Origin of the sequence: Butyrivibrio sp. WCD3002 (assembly GCF_000424265.1) — a bacterium.
GTDB lineage: Bacteria > Bacillota > Clostridia > Lachnospirales > Lachnospiraceae > Butyrivibrio.
Window position 1 is genome coordinate 16,454 of the sequence record NZ_AUJO01000003.1, and the last position, 19,232, is coordinate 35,685.

11 protein-coding genes are annotated in these 19,232 nt (G+C 42.3%); 1 reads left to right on the top strand and 10 read right to left on the bottom strand.

Translation table 11 applies throughout. The annotated features are described in order from the left end of the window. Positions 1-5: 5 nt before the first annotated feature. From frr to G608_RS20010, 4 genes are read right to left on the bottom strand one after another with little or no spacing between them, the layout of a single operon-like run. Positions 6-557, bottom strand: a complete 552-nt coding sequence (gene frr / locus G608_RS0105475) for a ribosome recycling factor (protein WP_026495190.1) — start codon at positions 555-557, stop codon at positions 6-8. Between the two features lie 20 nt (positions 558-577). Then, the gene (gene pyrH, locus G608_RS0105480; protein ID WP_035791878.1) at positions 578-1,270 is read right to left on the bottom strand and encodes a UMP kinase; all 693 of its coding nucleotides are present in this window, start codon (positions 1,268-1,270) and stop codon (positions 578-580) included. Continuing rightward, entirely contained in the window at positions 1,270-2,238 is a 969-nt protein-coding gene (locus G608_RS20005) for a polymer-forming cytoskeletal protein (protein WP_035794820.1), read from the bottom strand. Before G608_RS20005 ends, pyrH begins: the two co-directional genes overlap by 1 nt. A gap of 21 nt (positions 2,239-2,259) precedes the next feature. Further along, positions 2,260-3,312, bottom strand: a complete 1,053-nt coding sequence (locus G608_RS20010; RefSeq protein WP_051208883.1) for a polysaccharide deacetylase family protein — start codon at positions 3,310-3,312, stop codon at positions 2,260-2,262. Positions 3,313-3,550: 238 nt separating this feature from the next. On the opposite strand from G608_RS20010, the gene G608_RS0105495 reads away from it, so the two are divergent. Next, a complete protein-coding gene (locus tag G608_RS0105495) occupies positions 3,551-4,210 on the top strand; it encodes a hypothetical protein (protein ID WP_026495192.1) in 660 nt (219 codons plus the stop codon). A gap of 72 nt (positions 4,211-4,282) precedes the next feature. On the opposite strand, the gene truA is transcribed toward G608_RS0105495, so the two are convergent. The 6 genes from truA to G608_RS0105525 form a co-directional block, all read right to left on the bottom strand. Continuing rightward, positions 4,283-5,035: a tRNA pseudouridine(38-40) synthase TruA gene (gene truA / locus G608_RS0105500; RefSeq protein ID WP_026495193.1), complete on the bottom strand. Its 753-nt coding sequence runs from the start codon at positions 5,033-5,035 to the stop codon at positions 4,283-4,285. 22 nt (positions 5,036-5,057) lie between these two features. Then, positions 5,058-5,663, bottom strand: a complete 606-nt coding sequence (thrH, locus tag G608_RS0105505; RefSeq protein ID WP_026495194.1) for a bifunctional phosphoserine phosphatase/homoserine phosphotransferase ThrH — start codon at positions 5,661-5,663, stop codon at positions 5,058-5,060. 87 nt (positions 5,664-5,750) lie between these two features. Continuing rightward, positions 5,751-6,932: an aldo/keto reductase gene (locus tag G608_RS0105510; protein ID WP_026495195.1), complete on the bottom strand. Its 1,182-nt coding sequence runs from the start codon at positions 6,930-6,932 to the stop codon at positions 5,751-5,753. Between the two features lie 143 nt (positions 6,933-7,075). Continuing rightward, the gene (locus G608_RS0105515) at positions 7,076-7,618 is read right to left on the bottom strand and encodes a glutathione peroxidase (protein ID WP_026495196.1); all 543 of its coding nucleotides are present in this window, start codon (positions 7,616-7,618) and stop codon (positions 7,076-7,078) included. A gap of 126 nt (positions 7,619-7,744) precedes the next feature. Beyond that, positions 7,745-8,440, bottom strand: a complete 696-nt coding sequence (locus G608_RS0105520) for a DNA alkylation repair protein (protein WP_026495197.1) — start codon at positions 8,438-8,440, stop codon at positions 7,745-7,747. Between the two features lie 57 nt (positions 8,441-8,497). After that, positions 8,498-19,216, bottom strand: a complete 10,719-nt coding sequence (locus G608_RS0105525; protein WP_026495198.1) for a hypothetical protein — start codon at positions 19,214-19,216, stop codon at positions 8,498-8,500. Positions 19,217-19,232: the final 16 nt, after the last annotated feature.

The window sequence follows — 19,232 nt, forward strand, 5'->3', positions numbered from 1 at the left end:
AACTGTTATACAGTCATTATCTCCTTGCTCTTCTCTTCTACAGCAGTATCAATCTTCTTGATAAACTGATCTGTAAGCTTCTGAAGATCTTCCTCAAGCTCAGCTATCTCATCCTCTGAAACATCTGTGCCCTTAAGCTTCTTGAAAGCATCGTTACCATCACGGCGAATATTTCTGATAGCAACCTTAGAATCTTCACCCTTTTTCTTGATATCCTTGGCAAGCTGTTTTCTTCTTTCCTCTGTAAGCTCAGGGAAAACAAGTCTGATAACATTACCATCATTGCTGGGAGTAATTCCAACATCTGATGCCATGATAGCTTTCTCGATATCCTTAATAAGGCTCTTGTCCCAAGGTGCAATCTGAATCATGCGTGCTTCGGGAATTGAAACATTGCCCACCTGCTGAATAGGTGTGGGTGTTCCGTAGTAATCCACCTTAACCTTATCGAGAACATGAGGATTAGCTCTGCCTGCGCGAACTGCCGCAAGGTCAGCTACAAGGAAATCATAAGCTTTTGTCATTTTTGCTTCATAAGGCTTAACTTTCTCATTCATACCATTGTCCTCCAACATAATCAGGCTGTTACTGTGGTTCCGTTAAAGTTACCACTCTCTGCCTTAATTATACTATTTTCTTCCTGTAATGCGAATACTCGCATAGGAATATGGTTCTCCATTACCATGATTGAAGCTGTCATATCGACAACCTGAAGTCCCTGCTTTACTACATCTTCAATGCTGATCTCGTCATAACGCTTAGCATTGGGATTGGTAGCGGGATCGCTGTCGTATACTCCGTCAATAGCTTTTGCAAGGAGCATTACATCAGCCTCGATCTCGATAGCTCTGAGTGCAGCTCCTGTATCTGTTGAGAAATAAGGATGACCTGTACCACCTGCGAAGAATACTACCATTCCCTTTTCAAAGTACTTATTTGCTCTGTCCTTTGAGAAAAGCTTGGTAAATGATCCACATTCAAAGGGTGTAAGAATATTGGTCATCATTCCTACGCTTCTGAATATCTCAGATACATAAATGCAATTCATAACCGTAGCCAGCATTCCGATCTGGTCAGCCTTTACACGGTCGATATTTTCACTGGTTCTTCCTCTCCAGAAATTACCGCCGCCGATAACGATTCCCACCTGGGTTCCCTTATCAACAAGTTCCTTTACCTGAAGAGCAACCTGACGAACTGTAGGCTCGTCAAATCCTGTCTTATTAGGGCCGGCAAGTGCCTCGCCACTAAGCTTTAATAAAATTCTCATTATTTTGTTCCCTTAAGTCCATCAAAGAATGCAGAAGGATTAACCTCAGCATAAGCCTGTGAGCAGTTACCTTCGATAACAGCACCATTGTTGATCTGTACTGACTGAGACTTAATGTTACCCATAACGATTGCTGTTGTATCAAGAACTACAGGTCCGGGTACATCAATATCACCCTTTACAGCGCCTGCGATAACAGCACTTGTAGCAAAAATGTTACCGATAACTACTGTGCTCTGACCAATCTTAACGCTACCCTGGCTGCGAACCTCACCAGTGATTCTTGCTGCCTCTGCGTAAATCTCTGCTGCCTTAGAATCTCCTTCGATCTCACCTGTTACGTTAAGCTTGCCAAGACATATTACATTACCGGTAATCTTACCAACAAGCTCAAGTGATCCTGTTGTCTCAAGGTTACCGACAACTTTCATACCCTCGGTAATGCTGGCTGTTTCATCTGTAGGTGTCTGCTGCTGAATATCCATTGTTTCAAATCCCCCATTGTTTCTTATTGTATTTGTTGGTGCTTCATATTTAACTTCTTCACGAACCGGAAGCTCTTCTTCCTTCTCAGTCTCAACAACAGAGCTGAGAGACTCTGTAAGATCAGCTACTACCTCAGCATCTGAAGCAGTCTCCTTACTTACTTCGGGAATAACATCCGCAATTGAAGAATCTTCTACTTCTTCAACCTTCTCCTCCACAGTTTCTTCAACTGTCTTAACGTCTTCACTGACTACCGGCTCATCATCAGCTTTCTTATCAGCCCCATTATCTCCGAGCTCGATTTCATCAAGATGATCAAGCATTGCATTCAGATCCTTCTTGACCTCAGCTTCACTCTTTACAGTGGAAGCAGTCTCTTCCTTGGTCTGAGGTTTCAGAATCTGTGCATCGCCGTTATCCTCAGGTATTATAGTCTTCGCCGCCTGAGAGAGATCACTTTTCAGCTCCGAAAAAAATCCCATTTTTCATTTCCTCCGTTTTTCTTACTGCGTATTACTGATATGTTGAACCGGTAACGTATCATCCGTTATCGGAACTATCACTGTATTTTCCAGCGCCTGTACCTGTTCGATTATCTCAGGTAGCGCATCGACCGTTGCCTGCTTATCTGAGGCATCGTGCAGAAGTATGATCGAATTATCGAACTTAGGAACACCTGTCATAACATTGGTAACGATCAGATCCTTGGTAATTCCGTTCCTGTCATCTCCACTTGCTACATTCCAATCATAATATGTGATATTTTCAAGTGCAAGATAATTTATCAGCTCAGCCATATCTACCTTACTTACTGTATTGGAGCTTCCTCCCGGGAATCTGTATCTAGTGGACCAGGCTCCTGTTGTTTCATATAAGAAGGTCTGCAGCTTGTGCAGGTCCTCCTGAAAGCCCTCAAGGGAATCATACAGTTCGCTGTACTTATGGCTGTAGGAGTGCATGCCCAGCGTATGGCCGCTGTCAACAATGCGCTTATAAACATCCGTATACCTTGTATCAGGTTTTCCTGTTACGAAAAAAGTGGCCTTCACATCATACTCATCCAGGATATCAAGAATCTCTCCTGTCTTGCTGCTAGGCCCATCATCAAAAGTGATATAAACCCTTCTGATACCATCGCCGACAGTCAGATTACCATCAGCGTTCTCCAAAATCTCTTCCGTCTTCTCATCCTGATTCTCAGATAGGTCTTTTTCCTTGTCTGTCTGCTCTTCTTCAGTCTCCTTAGGTGCTGCGGCAACATCATCTGTTGATGCGGCTTTGGCTTCATCAGGCTCATTCTCTCCTTCAAGAGGTTTGTCCGCGCCCTTCCCCTTAGCCAATGCGCTCTCTCCGTATTGTTGCTCGTACCATGAAAGCTCTTCCTTCGCCTGACTGAGTCTGGTCTTAATTCTGTCATACCTGATGGCCAGAACAAGGCACAGGCAGATTGGAATAATGATAGCACATGAAATTGATATAAGAATAAGTCTTCTCAGAAAACGAATGCGCTTTGCACGGTCGACGGAAGGTTTTTGTTCCTCCCCATTTATCTGCATATTATTACCACATTTCCAATTTCTATCTAAATTACATAGCCAAAAAGCATTATATCATAATTTCACTATGACCTACAAAACATTTTCCAAAAATCAAGTTGGCAAAATCACTAATAATTTCTCAAAAAATTTGGAGGCCGAAAACAGGCCAGTATATAGATTTTTTAGATTTGCTTAATAGGGTGTTTATCCTCAAATGCTATCCTAGTTTTACAAAGAAACACAGGAGGAAACAGGTATGAATAGGATCAAATCTCTCATCGTAACATTGGTATTTTTAGTAGGGGTATTCACACCTGTACAGGTCAATGCCAGAAGCGCTTCCCCTTCTGATATAGGGATCAAGGCAGAGTATCTGATCAAGGATAATGATGGTCTCCACACAAGATATGTTGTGCTTGCGACCAACAATTCAGATTCGGATATAACAATAACTGCCAGCTTCCATGCGATCAGCTCAAACGGAGCCGTTATAAAGACCGTATTTGACAATACCGAATCCGTTAAAAGAGGTCAGGATTTCATAATCTACGGTCAGTTCAGAAATGAGATCGCTGCTGCAGCTTCAAGCTTTAAATACGACCTGAACATCAATGAAAATAACTGCTGCAATTATGACGCTATAGGCCTTGATATTTCTGAGGATGAAGATCGTTCCCTCACAATAACCGGAACAAACTACTCAAAGACCGATGTAAACGCAGTCAACGTAAGAGGAATCTTTTATAAGGATGGCACACCTATAGCATTTGATACCACAAACATCGCTGATACAAGCTATACACTCAGAAGCGGAAATTCAGGCTCACAGCAGCTTTGCATGGTTCCTGTAGACTATGACAACTACGTTATTACCTACTCCGCAAGCAGCGTATCACCTGTTATAGCTTACAACTGAATATAAAAAGACATCATTAAGGGCCCCGGAATTGCACTTCGCAATTTGTCCGGAGCCCTCTTCTTTTGCTCTTTAATAATCTACTTTCATGAGACACAGTCCCTGAGGCGGAGCCGTAGGACCTGCCTTTTGTCTGTCACAGGCTTCAATTATATCCTTCATTGCCGAAGGCTCTATATTTCCATAGCCCACCTCCAGCAGGGTACCTGTCATGATTCTGACCATATTCTGTAAAAATCCGTTACCATGAAAATAAAATCTGATCTGAGGACCGCTCTCCTCTATTTTGATGTTATCAACACAGCGTACTGTTGATTTTTTCATGTGAGTATTGCCGCAAAAGCTCTTGAAATCATGGGTTCCGACTATATACTTCGCAGCCTCCTCCATTAGAGCCACATCCGGCTTCTTCTCAAGAACGGTAACATATTTTCTGTCAAAAACAGGCTTGGTATCACCGGTATAACAGGTGTATCTGTAGGTCTTACCAAGGGCATTGTAACGACTGTGAAATCTCTCAGAGCATATTCTCACATCGTTAACGCTTATGTCTTCTGGAAGATACTGATTCATATAACGCAATATCTCTTCCTCGGAAAAAACCGTATCCAGCATGGCATTGGCAGTCATTGCCCTTGCATGAACGCCTGCATCTGTCCTGCCTGCGCCTATAACCTGCACGGATTCACCCTCTGACATGCCGACCATTCTGCTAAGCACTGATTCAAGCTTACCCTGAATGGTCATCTCCTTATTTGGTTGTCTCTCCCAGCCATAAAATCTTGTACCATCATAGCTGAGTACAAATTTATAATTTCGTTTCATCTATTCCATCCGATTTAGCTGCTTATTTAGCCAGCTGTTCCTTAATAGCAGAAAGGAGCTCATCATAGGTTTCGAAAGCAGGGAACTGAGGATAGTCCTTCTTGATCTGATCTGTGGTTCTGAAAAGGAAGCCTGCCTTGCTGGCCTCGATCATACCCAAATCATTAAAGCTGTCGCCACTGGCAATTGTCTCAAATCCGATGCTCTGAAGAGCCTTAACTGTAGTGAGCTTGCCCTTCTCACAGCGCATCTTAAAGCCTGTGATCTCGCCATTGTCAGCAACCTCAAGTGAGTTACAGAAAATTGTGGGGTATCCCAGCTTTTTCATAAGAGGTGCCGCAAACTGTGTGAAGGTATCACTGAGTATGATGACCTGTGTTATGGATCTGAGTTCATCAAGAAACTCCTTTGCACCGGGCATAGGATCAATAGTAGCAATAGTGTCCTGAATCTCCTTAAGGCCAAGTCCATGCTCCTTAAGAATGCCTATTCTGAATTTCATAAGCTTATCGTAATCAGGCTCATCTCTTGTGGTTCTCTTAAGCTCCGGAATTCCTGTTGCCTCAGAAAAAGCAATCCAGATTTCGGGAACCAAAACACCTTCCAAATCCAAACAGGTAACGTACATTTTTTCATCCTCCTCGCTTACTATGCGTTAATCATAATCAACTTTTTAGTAGTTTATCATATTTTCCGGGAAAGTGAAAAATAATACCTATTTTCTGTAAAGGAACTTTCTTGCCGCAAACAACGCGATTTTGTAGTAGAACGGATTCAGTGCCTTATCGGCATTCTTAAGCTCCTGCCTGATATTGATATGCTGAGGGCAGTGGCTCTCGCATTTTCCGCACTCTATGCACTGTGAAGGAAGACCCGGCTCCTTGCGCATTCCAACGATTCTGAAAAACTCCTGTCTGCCGGTTCCCTTATTATCCATATACATAGCGTTATAGCACCTGAATGTGCTCGGAATATCGACACCCTTGGGACATGGCATACAATATCCGCAGCCGGTACAGCCAACCTTAAGGTGCTCATTTATGCTGGCTTTTACCTGCTCAATAAGCTCAAAGTCCTTCTCTGTGAACTCGCCTGCTTCAACCTCTGAAGCAACCCTGCAGTTCTCCTCTACCATCTCTGTGGAATTCATTCCGGAAAGAACACAGGTAACCTGGGGCTGATCCCAGAGCCATCTGAAGGCAAGCTCTGCGGGGGTTCTGTGCTTTTCATCCTCGGCTATGAGCTTTTTAGCTTTTTCAGGCAAAAGATCAACCAGCTTACCGCCTCGAAGAGGCTCCATGATTATAACGGGAATACCCTTTTCTCCGGCAGCTTCAAGTCCCTTTCTTCCTGCCTGTGACACCTCATCAAGATAGTTGTACTGAATCTGGCAAAAATCCCAGTCATAGGCATTAAGAATTTCTATAAACATCTCTGTGTTTCCATGGAAGGAAAAGCCTATATGCTTTATCTCGCCGGATGCCTTTTTCTCTGCGATCCACTCCTCTATGCCAAGCTTTTTAAGCTTCTCCCACGCATTGATATCAGAGAGCATGTGCATAAGATAATAATCGATATAGTTTGTGCGAAGCCTTGAGCACTGCTCCTTAAAATACTTCTCGATTGCATCTTTATTGGAAATCAGATACTGAGGGAGCTTTGTGGCAATCTGGATTTTTTCCCTGATATGATTCTTTTCAAAAATCTCACCTATTGCCACTTCACTTCCGGGATAAATGTAAGCCGTGTCATAGTAATTTACGCCAAGCTCATAGGCTCTCATTATCTCCTTCTCGGCCTTTTCCATATCAATGCCCGGACCTTTTCTGGTAAAACGCATGCATCCAAATCCAAGTAAAGAAATGTCTCCGCCCTGTCTGTTCTTTCTGTATTTCATAGCCAAATCTCCTCTAAGTGTCCTGTGATCCTTACCTCATATGCAAAGATCATTATGCCTTTTTAAAACGTTTCCTCTATATTACCATTGCATGGAAAAAAATGCCCCTGAAATTTCAGGAGCATTCTTCGTAAGTTACATAATTACATAAGCTTTGCTACGCAGTCTGCAACATTTTCCATTTTCTCAGTGGGCTCGAATCTTGCTACAACCTCACCGTTTCTGTCTACAACAAACTTTGTGAAGTTCCACTTTATATCAGGATTATTCTTGTAATCCTTATCGATCTTCTTAAGCATCACGCCCATTGCAAGTGCAGCAGGTCCTTTTCCAAAGCCCTCGAAGCCCTTCTGCTCCTTGAGGAATCTGTAAAGCTCAAGCTGATTCTCACCGTTAACATCTGACTTCTTCATCTGAGGGAACTTCGTATTGTAATGAAGTGTGCAGAACTCGTGAATCTCTTCATCGGTTCCTGGCGTCTGTCCAGCGAACTGGTTGCAGGGAATATCAAGAACTTCAAAGCCCTGATCGTGGAATTTCTCGTACATGTCCTCGATATCCTTATAGTGAGGTGTGAAGCCGCAGCCTGTAGCTGTATTAACAACAAGAACAACCTTGCCCTTGTAATCTGCCATTGAAACTGTCTCGCCCTGTGCGTTTGTTACTGAATAATCGTAGAATCCCATAATGACCTCCATGAAAAATATGAATCTCTTATTTGCTTACTGTTATCTCAAAATTACTTGAAATTTTCTCTCGTGTTTAATGCTATTATATTGCATGCAATCTATTGTGTCAAGATTCTTTTTCATTTATTTTTTTCTGGCGGAAATCTTAAGACTCCTCAGGTATTCCTTCTGCTCCGGAGTGATTCTGTAGCTTTCGATTGATTTCTGAATAGCCTTGTTGTGAGTCCAGTCATCCAGCTTCTTTTCCTCTATGTACGGGATTATGGAATCGTACTGCTTCGCAAGAGCTGTAGCAAAATACCAGGCGATCATCATATTTATGTAGTACTCTTCAGACCGAACTTTTGCCACCATTTCAGGATATTTCATATCAAAATCATCATCCAGAAAATGCTCCATAAGCATACCGATGGCGAAACGCACAGTATAGGTCTTATCCGATACTATCCACTCTTCTATCATTTTTAGAAGCTCTTCCTTATGCTTTTTAAAAATCTTGGGTGACATCTGATCGCAGGTAGCCCAGTTATCAACATAAGGCAAAAACTCACAGAGCTTTTCCATGCACAGATTGTAATCCTTCATCCCGGATATAATGAAGGCCTGTAGCTGGTTTTCATCAAAATATTTATGGGGGAGATCATTTAAAAATTCATTGATGTCTTCAGCCTTAGCATACTGTTTTGCCAGTTTTCTAAGCTCCGGAGTTCTGACGCCTATCATGTCATCCGGATCTGTCCCGGGAATGAGCTTTACCTGAAAATCTCTGTATTTAATATCCCGGTGCTTAAATAACTCTTCTCTGATTTCTTCTTTCATACTGTTCTCCGACCATGTTTATGCTCAGGGCGGTATTCCACCCCTGAGCACATAACATCATTTATTAGTCCTTTGCTGATTGAGCTGTACTTTTGCCTCTGTAGCAGCGCGGCGATGACGATCGCTTCCTCCCTGTTTTTTCATATCACCAAGAACCTTTTGATAGAGTGACTCGTAGTTTGTAAGCTTCTGCTCAGCTTCCATGCTAAGGTCAGCCTTGCGCTCATACCTAAGAACTCTGTTAGCCATTTTGGGCGATGCTTCCTTAAACATATCAAGCAATCCTTTTGATGCGGCTATGCGGGCAAAATCAGTATCCTTGATATCTTTGTTTAATGGATCAAATCCTTTTGTCTCCTCTACCAGGAAATCATTCAGACTCTTAACGCATTTTTTATATTTCTCAGCCATAGAATTCATGTGGTTTTGGAAATCATTCACTCTATCCGGCGGAATCTCCTGACCGTTAAGTGCCTTGAATTCTCTGATGAGCCTGTTTCGTGCTTCCGTAAACTCTTTTAAATCGTTGACGCAATTGTTATAGGTCTTAGAGCTTCCGTTAAGAATTCTGTGGCGCTTTTTGGTCTCAAACATCTCACGAAGAGAGTCCAGTCTGTCAGTATTCTCAAAGAAATGCTGCATTTCCATCGAATTATCAAGATCACTCTTTGATAAAGAATCAAGCCCCTTATCGCTCATCTTTGGCAAATAAGAAATTTGCAGCTTCCCTGATTTCATGGATATTGAATAATCGGACAGCTCATCCATTTTCAGCTTCGATGCCGCAGCTTTCATAAGTCCGGACGTTGTTTTCGCATTATCTCCCGGATTTTTACCCTGTTTGATATCCTCGTTGAATATCTCTTTTACCTTCTTGGCAAGACGCAGGGAAATCTCTCTTCCAAGTCCATACCGATTCTCTATTATCTGTGCCATATCATTGACAGTCGAGCCGCGCCTTAGGAAAGCTTCCTTTAGTCTGTTAAAGGTGTCAGTGGCCGTGGTGTTCTGAGAAGCAAAATAGTTTTCAAGGGACTTTCTCTTAGATAAAGCCTCCATGTAAACCTGTTCCTGCCTCTTATATTCCTTATATACATCAGGATCAAGACTACGTATGGCTCCTGAAATAAGCTCCCTTGTCTTATTTCCCTCTGCAAACCATTCAGGTTCAAGTTTACTTCCCTTCTGCATGAGCATGTCCTTAAGCTTTTTAGCTGTATCACTCATGCTGTAATATGCAAATCCACCATTCCACTCTTTTATTCGATTATTAAGAGTGTCGGTAAGACCAAGCATTTCCGCAGTAGCTTCTCCAAGAAGAGGATCATCATTTGTTGCATAAGCCGTTCCAAGAGATGCTCCTATACCTTCAAGATATGTAATCAGCTTCTCATCAACAAACATCTCGGGCGGCATCGTCTTTTTAACTTCTTCATATGACTTTTTATCAATATTCTCAAGCTCAGCCGCTGTAAGACCGGTCTCAGTATTGTTTAAGCCTAAAGCATCATACTCTTCAAATTCTTTCCTGGTTTTAAAACGCTCATTTTCTTCTGCTTTTCCTACTGCAAGGAAAATTTTCTCAGGAGTGCATGTATAAGTTTTTAGATTACGCTCCATCTCTTCTTCAGTTAGCACCTGATTAAAGCCCTTTGCCATTTTCTCTAGGTCTTTTCGTGCTTGTTTTGTCAACACATCACATACAGCCTGTCCATATAATTCTTTGACTTCATCCAGCTTATAGGTGTCATACATGCCATATGCATTATCAGTAGCTTCTGACATTCCTATACCGCTGAATCTGAGTGTCAATGCGTTTGCACGGGCTACTTTGAGACCACGTCTTGCATCCTGTTTTCCGGTACTATTAATTTCGTTTGCAGCTTCCAGTTTCCAATCCATGTTTAGCTTTTGAGCTGTCGTAAAAACATCACGCAATTTGTTTGGATCAGGCACTCCATCAGAATCCTGGAAAAGACGCGCATCCATCTTATCCTGAAGTTTCTGGAACATGTCTGATCTGCCGAATGTTTCAATCTGCATTACCCGAACATCAGCATAAAATGTGAGTTTCTCTTCAAGAGTCTTCAAATTATCAAAGTGATTGAGCATTTTTTCAAGTGTCACATCAGGATTTTCATAACCGGAAATATCTAATGTTTCTCCATTTTTTGCCTTATTTTCTGCAACTGTTTTTGCAGACTGGGCAGCACTTAATGAATCCTGTACTGCTCTTTGGGCAGCTTCCCTGCTTCGTGCTCTGGTATAATCAGCAGCAGATCTGTGCTTATTGCTGTCTCCACCTGCTCTTGCGCCGCCATAATAATCACCATAAAGATTGCGATATGCACGTATTTCAGTCTGGTGCTGATTTGAAAGTGCAGCAGCAACGGGATCAGTGAGACGTCTCTGACCCATAAATTCCAGTTCGAGACCTTCTGCAGCTGCGGTTCGTACAAATCCCGTATCAGTACGTTTATCCTCTGCACCGGTACTCATATCAATAGTAGAGGCATCATTCTCCCTATTATATACAGAACGGTTTAAGTACTCTTCGATTGCAAGCTGACAGCTTTGATACTTATTATAAAGATCAATAAAGTCCTCCTGTACCTGGATGTTGTGCTCACTGTCAGATACGGGAATATCTCTGGATATGCGATCGATAATCTTGTCTCTGGATTTCTGGAATTCCTCAAGAGCTTCTTTTGCTCTTGTATAAAACTTAGAATCCGTCCTTACACTATGCTTGGTATCAAACATCCTTTTATATTCATCTACGATCTCAGGATGTTTTATCATTCTTTTCAGATTATCATCCACCTGGAATGATGAATGCGTCATTCTTTTATCGATAGAATTATAAAGCTTAGTCTCTTCATCAATCTGCTTTGAGATGCGATAAGATTCATCTCCAAGTTTATAGCGATTCATGCAATCGAAAACATGCTTTTGAGTTGTTGGCAGGATACCATCATCTGTTTTAAGCTTCCTGTCCATACTTCTCATCAAAGAGACGCCGGCATCAGGCATGGTGATATGCGCAGCCATAAGAGCCATATCGCCTCTTATCTCGCCCATATCCTGTACATAATTGATTTTTACCCTATTCTCAGCATACTGGGTTGCCCAGTGAGCTACCTGTTCCTCAGCAGCCTTGATTTTTCTGCCTTCCGGCGTTTCAGGGTCGGGCATAGGAAGTTCATCATTCACATAATCCTTGGTCAAATCGTGGAGCTTCCTGAGAGAATTGTAAAAATTACTAAACAGTATGGAATTGGCATGACCCGGCCATGCTGCACCGGTATCCTCCAGGTGCCTCATTATTTTTCCAAGATCCTGATATTTGTTATGACTCCTCCTGGTCTTTTCATCAAGGCCATTTTGAGCTACCGCTGTATTAGCACTAATAGCAGCAGGACTTATATTTAAAGCAGGTGCGCCGGTGGTAGCATTTACTCCATTGGCAGGATTTAAAATATTCCTTACCGTACTGTTTGCTCCACTATTAAGCCTGGTATTTTCGCGCGGAGGTGCCACATACTGACCATAGTTCAACTGCATCTGAGCAAGCATAATGACTTCAGGACTGATACCGGGATACTCTTCAGGCACCAGTACCTCATTGACCATACCGCCGCCATCTACTGTGGTAAGAGTATTAAGATTGCGCGCAGGAGCCTGGTTAACTGCACCTGCCTGAGGGTTGCCTGCTACCGGCTGTGCTACCTGCGGATATGGCTGGTGCATAATTGCCATGTTCACGTTTTGTGGGAACTTGGTCATGTGAGTTGTCTGATACTTAGTTTCGACACCCGTAATCGAATGCACAAAATTCAGAGTAAGTCTGTCGTTATCAGGGCGTGCTTCACCATTCCACCACTGTCCATTTGGATTTGGTATCTGTTCGTCAACATTAACTTTTCCGTTGTTGTCCACAGTAATCTCAGGGTGGTCTGCAAATTCCGCAACCTTTCCATCCGGAGTCTTATGGAGATCAGAAAGCCATACAAGTGACATTCTGTGATTGCCCTTACTGGAAGCCGCATCAACAAGATCTGACAAGCGGTAATAGTGGTTCTTGTTAGGCTCTGCATACATGGGAAGGCGTGACCTTGTAAGAGAATCCTTACATATCACATGGTCTCCCTCTATACCAACAATGGTCATAAAATGCCCGTTTATATTTATGCCAACCGGTGAACGGTCATCTAAAAGAGCTCCTCTTATCTTGTTTTTCAGAAGGGCTGTCACTTCCTGAATTTCATTTGGCTGTGCATTTGCAGGCACCATCAGGGTGTAATCATTCATGGCTGTGTTAGGAGCCACGTTCATAAGAAGGTCAGCCTTGTGGAAAGGAGTACCGCCGATATCGTTATTCAGCTCATCGGTGAAATCAGTATCAAGGTCTCCTGCTTCCTGGGCATTAACATTTTGGCGGAACGCTCTTATCTCTTCCTGAGAGATATTTACGCCCCTTGTCCCAAGCATGTTTTTAAAGGCTACGGAGTAACATCCGTTGCCACTGCTCTGATAGTCATCCTGTACAGCATTTTTAAGGATGATGCGATCACCGTTTACTTCCGGAGCTTCCGGTACAGGCGGCACCTGTCCGTTCTTACTCCTTTGTCCATATTCTTTTTGAACATTATTTACCTGTCTAAGAAGTGCTACTCTCTGATTCAGGTAATCCACATAAATTCTGCCTGCATTCCTAAGCTGCTCCATGTTGTCATCACGGAATCTTCTGACAAGCTCAGGATCGGCAGAGTTCAAAACAGTTCTTGGTATGGTAGTATCATTTGCATTAATGAAAATCTCTCCGTTCGGATATCTGATAGGAGCACTTACATTGACGCTGCGACTTCCGACTTTTCCCTTAAGAGCTTTATAAGTTTCTTCGTTTTCAACTCCCGTTGAAAACTCTTCAAGACCATCCTCAGAAATGCCTGCACTCTCGCCAAAATCCACATCATATTCTTTACCAAAATCTATTTCGATCTGATGCTCTTCATTATCTGAATCGATTTCAAACTCAAATTGATCTGAATCATGAGCTATTTTTTCCGCAACAACTCCATTTAGCTGCTCACGTCTTCTGTTACGGTAATATTCCATATCAGATTTACGCTCGGAGCTAAGCTCATTATTTTCGCCAAGCATAACAGCGTAATGTGTAAGTGAAGCAAGGGTCATGCCACTGGCGGTTTCAGGTCTGTTAAGCCCTGCTGCCCTGTCAATAATCTGAATATTCTCAAAAGGCTTACGCAATGCATCCGCTCTTCTTCTACCAACAGAATTATTCGGAATATGCTGCAAGTAATTATCGATATTTTGTCTGGCGGTTTCAGCCTTCTGTTTAAGCGCCGCCTTGTTTTCAGCTGTCATGACAGGAAGCGTACCATTTGCTCCGGGTGTCGCATATTTCTGAAATTCTGTAATAAACTCACTTAAGCTGTTTTTAGCATTTGTATAGCCTTCGTCATTATATCTCTGGTTATCTGCATTATCCAGATTTTCCAGTGTTCTTTGACAATCAGTAAAGTCTGTCCTGTAGCTTCGCACTCTGCTACCGGGACCGGCATATCCGGTGTATTCACTAAGATTGCCTTCCTTTTCCCTTTCAGTTGCAGCAGCGCGGAAGTTGTTATGAATGGAATTACCGAGTTCTCCCTGGGTTCTGCCGGCAACGACAATGTTTCCCAGATTATTTATTGTATTCCCGGGTACAATGTTGCCTTCATTTGTGCGGATAACGGCTCTTATCTGCACATTAAGCGAACTATCAGCAAGGCTATGGAGTATCTCAGCCTCGATCATAGTGTCACGTTCTTTTTCAGGATAGTTTTGATATTTCTCGGCAAAAACTTCATTCGCCGGTTTTCCGTCTATCAGGAAAACAGAGAGCGGATGCATACCTGCCTGTTTTAATAGTTCGCGCTGCTCAGGCTGAATAAATTTGCCGACTGTCTTTTCAAAATAGTCATGAGTATCGTTAAATTCGTACTCGCTAAGCCCGGCAGCATCGCCTGCAGGTATAGGAATATCTCTCCATGCTTCTGTTAAGAAGAAAGGAAGATCATCCAGATCTGATATCATGATATCCGAATTCATGCTCATGACCTCAGCATGAATAGACCCGTTATAATTAGCGGTACTTGCCTGTGCAGCTTCAAGATTGGTTTTTATTTCCGGAACATTAGATGTACCGCGAACAGGAATGATATCTATAGTTCCATTTTCACCGGGTCTTGCCATATCTACCTTATGGCCGTTCATAAGCTCTCGCAGCACAAGAGCTTTCTTTTGTCCATCCGTAAATTCTTCAGGATTGTTATCCATTGAAGTTATGTAGTCATTGATGTTCTTTCCATCAATAAAGATGTGCTTATTGATATCGCGGTTATTACCACTCATCTCAAAAAGCTTATCATCACTGTAAACCATGCTAAGAAGCGCATCTATGTGTTTTTCTGCAAACCTCACATCTTCTCTTGTCATGTTTGCAAGCTGTTTCTGACGGAAGCTTTGGCTAATCCCCTGAGGTTCATCCTGAATATCAATAACGCCTTCAGTATGAGCTTTATTATTCCGGGCAGCATAGCTTTCAAAAGCATCCTCACTGATGCCAATACGATTTAAGACGTTTCCAAAGGCAGTTCGTCTTTCCGGATTCTTTATGGAATCCATATTGAATTCATGCCTTTCAAGAATAGCCTGCATAGCTTCTGACATAGCAGCAAGCTCAGTATCTACAGCTTCTTTTCTGTTCTTCAGATCCAGCTTGGTCTGAAGTACATGTGTATTTATGGCATGTAACGTATCTCTGGTCGGCCTGTTTTGCGGAGTATCATCCATTAACCTGACCGTTTCCGCGTTATCAGCAGCGATTTTGTCATAAATCGCGAAATCTGTTTCGAACTCTCTGCTTCGGCGCAGCAGATCCTCATACTCTTTATGCAGAATATCAAAGGTCTCCTTCTCCTCCGGTGAAAGAGCATTTCTTCTTTCAATTAAATGATTATTGATCTGTGTAGCTGCCCTTATGCGACCAGGATAACTGATTCCGGCATTTTCAAGCTCCGCTTTTGCAGCATTAAACATCTGCTCGGCACGAGTGTTCAAAACCAGGTCATCCTTTTCAGTATTATCCAGTACTCTGTTTTTACCAACGCCGGCAAATATGTTTTCATCTGCTTCCAGACGGAAATTATGGAGCTGCTTAAATCCCGGGGCATCATCAATAAAAGGACTTTCCTTCATATAATAATTCTTGAAATCCTCTTCGCTTGAATATATGCCTATAGCAGGTTTGTCTGTAACAGCAGGATGCTCCGCCACCTTAAGTCCATCCGGCGCGAATGCTTCGATTGTGATGTATTTCTTATTTCCTTCCTTATCATTAAAGCTGCCTACTACAGGAACTTTATGATAGTTCCACTTAAGTGTTCTTTCTTCATTTGAAAAGTCAACGCCCTGATTATGCAGTTCCTGCCTGAAGTCCACAAGATAGCTGTTTTTCTCTTCTTCCGCGGGAACGTTATTACCTCTCCTGCGCTCTGCCTCATTTGCAAGCTTAGTATATCCGTTCAGGAAGTGCTCACTGCCACTGCATTCCGTTGGCAAAATGATATTCATTTCTTTTTCAGGATCTATATTGGCAAAACGAATAAGTTCATCCTTTGCCCTGAAGTACATATCATAGTTGTCCTGGAAAAGAGTTCCTCCCTCTTCCTTTTCTCTGCGTCTCTTAATGTCCGGACTGACGGCATGTCCCTTCTCACCAATAAGCTCTGCTTCCCTGAAATTCCTTGCGTTCTTTTCCCAAAGAGATTGCAAATTTGAAATGTCAAAAGCTTTGGTATAGGCACCCGGGAAATGCAAATCATTGGCATTTGGATGATGCTGCAGATCAAAATCCATCGCAGCCTGGCAGAAATTCTTGAAGTCATCCCTTTCGTTCATAGGGATACTAAATTCTCTGCATAGCCAGTTAAGAGCAGACTCCTTTAGTTTTTCCGGGTCTCTCTCAAAGGGATGATCGGGATCCTTCACAGCGGACAAATCGCTTCCGAATCGTCTTGTCATCTCCCTCAAAAAGCTGAGGCCACGGTCATAGTTTATTGTTCCGTCCGAATTAACGAATTTCTGAGCCAGCCCCTTCATAAATCTGTTATGATTTACGCGAAGCTTGAATTCTTTACCATTTGGTCCATCGCATCCATACTCAGGAAGCTTGGGATACATATTGTAAGTGCCGCTTCCTGGATTTGTTTCATTAAAATAGAAGTACTTCCCTGCGGAACCACTTTCGATACTTGTCTTTATTTCTTTTTCTACCTGCATCGTCCCAAAGAAGGCGCCACCACTGACCTGACCATTATTTTCAGGTGCATTGATAACAGCCCCGCCAGAAACCACAGGTGTGCCGGTGGATGTCACTCCTGCAGCGGAACTAAGATATGGTTTAGGTGCTTTTTCCTGTTCGATCTGTGTGTGAATCTTTTCATTGTTAGCTTCTACATTTTTCCTGACTTCTTCAGGCACAGTAAGAAAAAGAGGGCCATCAGCTTCAAATACAGGCAAAGGTCTGAATCCGGTCCTGGTATACCTTGGCTCTGTTGACTTAGTTTCCTCTAAATACTGCTCGATGTGCTCCTTTGGAATATCAGAATATGGACCACTTTGCAGATTCTTAAGTGCGGATTTTTCTTTTTTGTCATAGATACCGTTTATTGCAGTATATCCCCACTCATTTGCAGCAAAATTCTTCCATGCATCGCTTACTTCATTCAGTTCTTTTAGCTTTTTAGCAGCTTCTGAATGCTGCAATGCCATGTCATAAGCAATATCCCACATCAGGTTGGTATTATCACGTACACTCCTGAGTGCATAGTTGTCACTTAACATAAGTATGTCATGCCACCTGTCAACCTCTTTGCCCATCTCAATTTTGGCTGCCAGCTGCTGCTTTAATAATTCCTCTGTAAATCCTTCGATAAATCTTCCAAATCTGTCGACGCCCTGTTCTGCACCCAACATTTTAGAAGCCATAAAAGCTTTTGCAGCATTTTTGTCAGCCTCAGGCGCATTCGGAGCAAGGCACCCGGACATATATCTTACGAATTCCGGCATTGTCCCGAAATTCTGCAGTCTATACATCTCCTTATGGGCTTCTTTATTGTAATTCTTGTATACACGCTTGGGAATTCTGAAACCTTCTACATCTTTTTTCTGATCCTCGGCAGTGTATTCCTTTGGCTTATACTCATCTCCTTTGAGGGACTCGAGCTTCTCCGGCTTTCCAAGGAACATCTTTTCCTTATCGGAAAGTTCAGTATTTGCCCTATTCTTTAGAGTTCCAACTATTACACTATAATCTTTAAAACTGGTGTTGTTGATAGCAGCAGGAAGTGGTTCAACAATTGTCGCCAGATTACTGAGAAGCGCCGTTCTCTCAGCCTCATTTTTAGGAACAGCATTGACTACTTTATCAAGTTCAACCTGAACTTTTGCGGCCATAGTAATATCCTCGTCAGTAGGTTCATCTACCTGGGGTTTTTTAGGCTCGCTAATACCAAGGACTCCGCCATTTTCCCGGTCATTCTGGTAGTCCTGGAGGTCCTTGCGATACTTATTCCATTTTTCTTTACTATACTGAATACTATTCTGATGATGTTTGACCATTGCTGCCACATTGCCTACCGCATCCACATCATTCATTGCCCAGCCATTTGGTATCATGGTCAGTCTTGCATCATTGGCAGTCTTAATACCTCCAAAAGCATTTCTAACACCAATAATATCTATTTCACTGCGTTCGATATACCCCAAAAAAGCTTCCTTCATCTCGGGGTCAGCTGTATTGTACTGAAGTTTAGTGATACCTCTTTGAACCTTGGCTATGTTGCGCATCATAAATTCACGATGTGCTATATCTTCCTGCTCACTGAGATTACCGCCGTCAAGCTTTATTTGATAATCCTGTTTCTTCGAAAGAGCTTGTGCACCCAAAGACGGAATATGAAAATAAGGAAACACATTGCTGACTTCTTCCTGCTTTTCAATGGTGTTAACAGGGTCCGGATCATTAGCTTTAAGATTGTGCAGAGTTGTAGGTAATGTCGCTATATCCAAAACTGATGTATCATGATCAATATCCTGGCTGTATTCCACATCAGCGAAACTACCTTTTATCATGTAGTCCACCTTATCAACCATTTCCCTATAATAACGGGCTTCTATCTGCTTTTTGGTATAACCCTTATCAGGATCAAGATCATGCTCATCTTTCTCATAAGCCTTCAATTTTTCTTTGGCTTTTTTTGATATTTTTTCAAGGATTGGTAATAAATCCTTACCGGACTGCTCAGTGCAAGTGGTAGCAATATGATCGTTTCGAGTGAAATCCATTTCGAACAGAGCATTTTTCCTGTAAGTTTTTTCATTTTTATCATAAATATTTAAGAGCTCATCCAGATATCCCTGCCACTCAGCCTTTTCATCACGATTATTCGAAAGCCTGATCATATTATCAATAAGCGGTACAAACGTTGAAAACGTGTCAGCACCAAAATTGAAAGTGTTTTTTCCGGAATTTTGCTGACCTTTATAGACCCTGGTCATGAGTTCACGATCAAGCTCTTCTGCTGCCTTCTTCATTTCTGCGAAGGTTACATATTCCTTATCATACTTCGCGACGATTTCATTAAAATCTTTCCGCTGTTGTTCTGTGGCAAATTTCTTTTTGGTTGTGATCTTTATTTTGAAACCCATATATCTATCTCCCCCT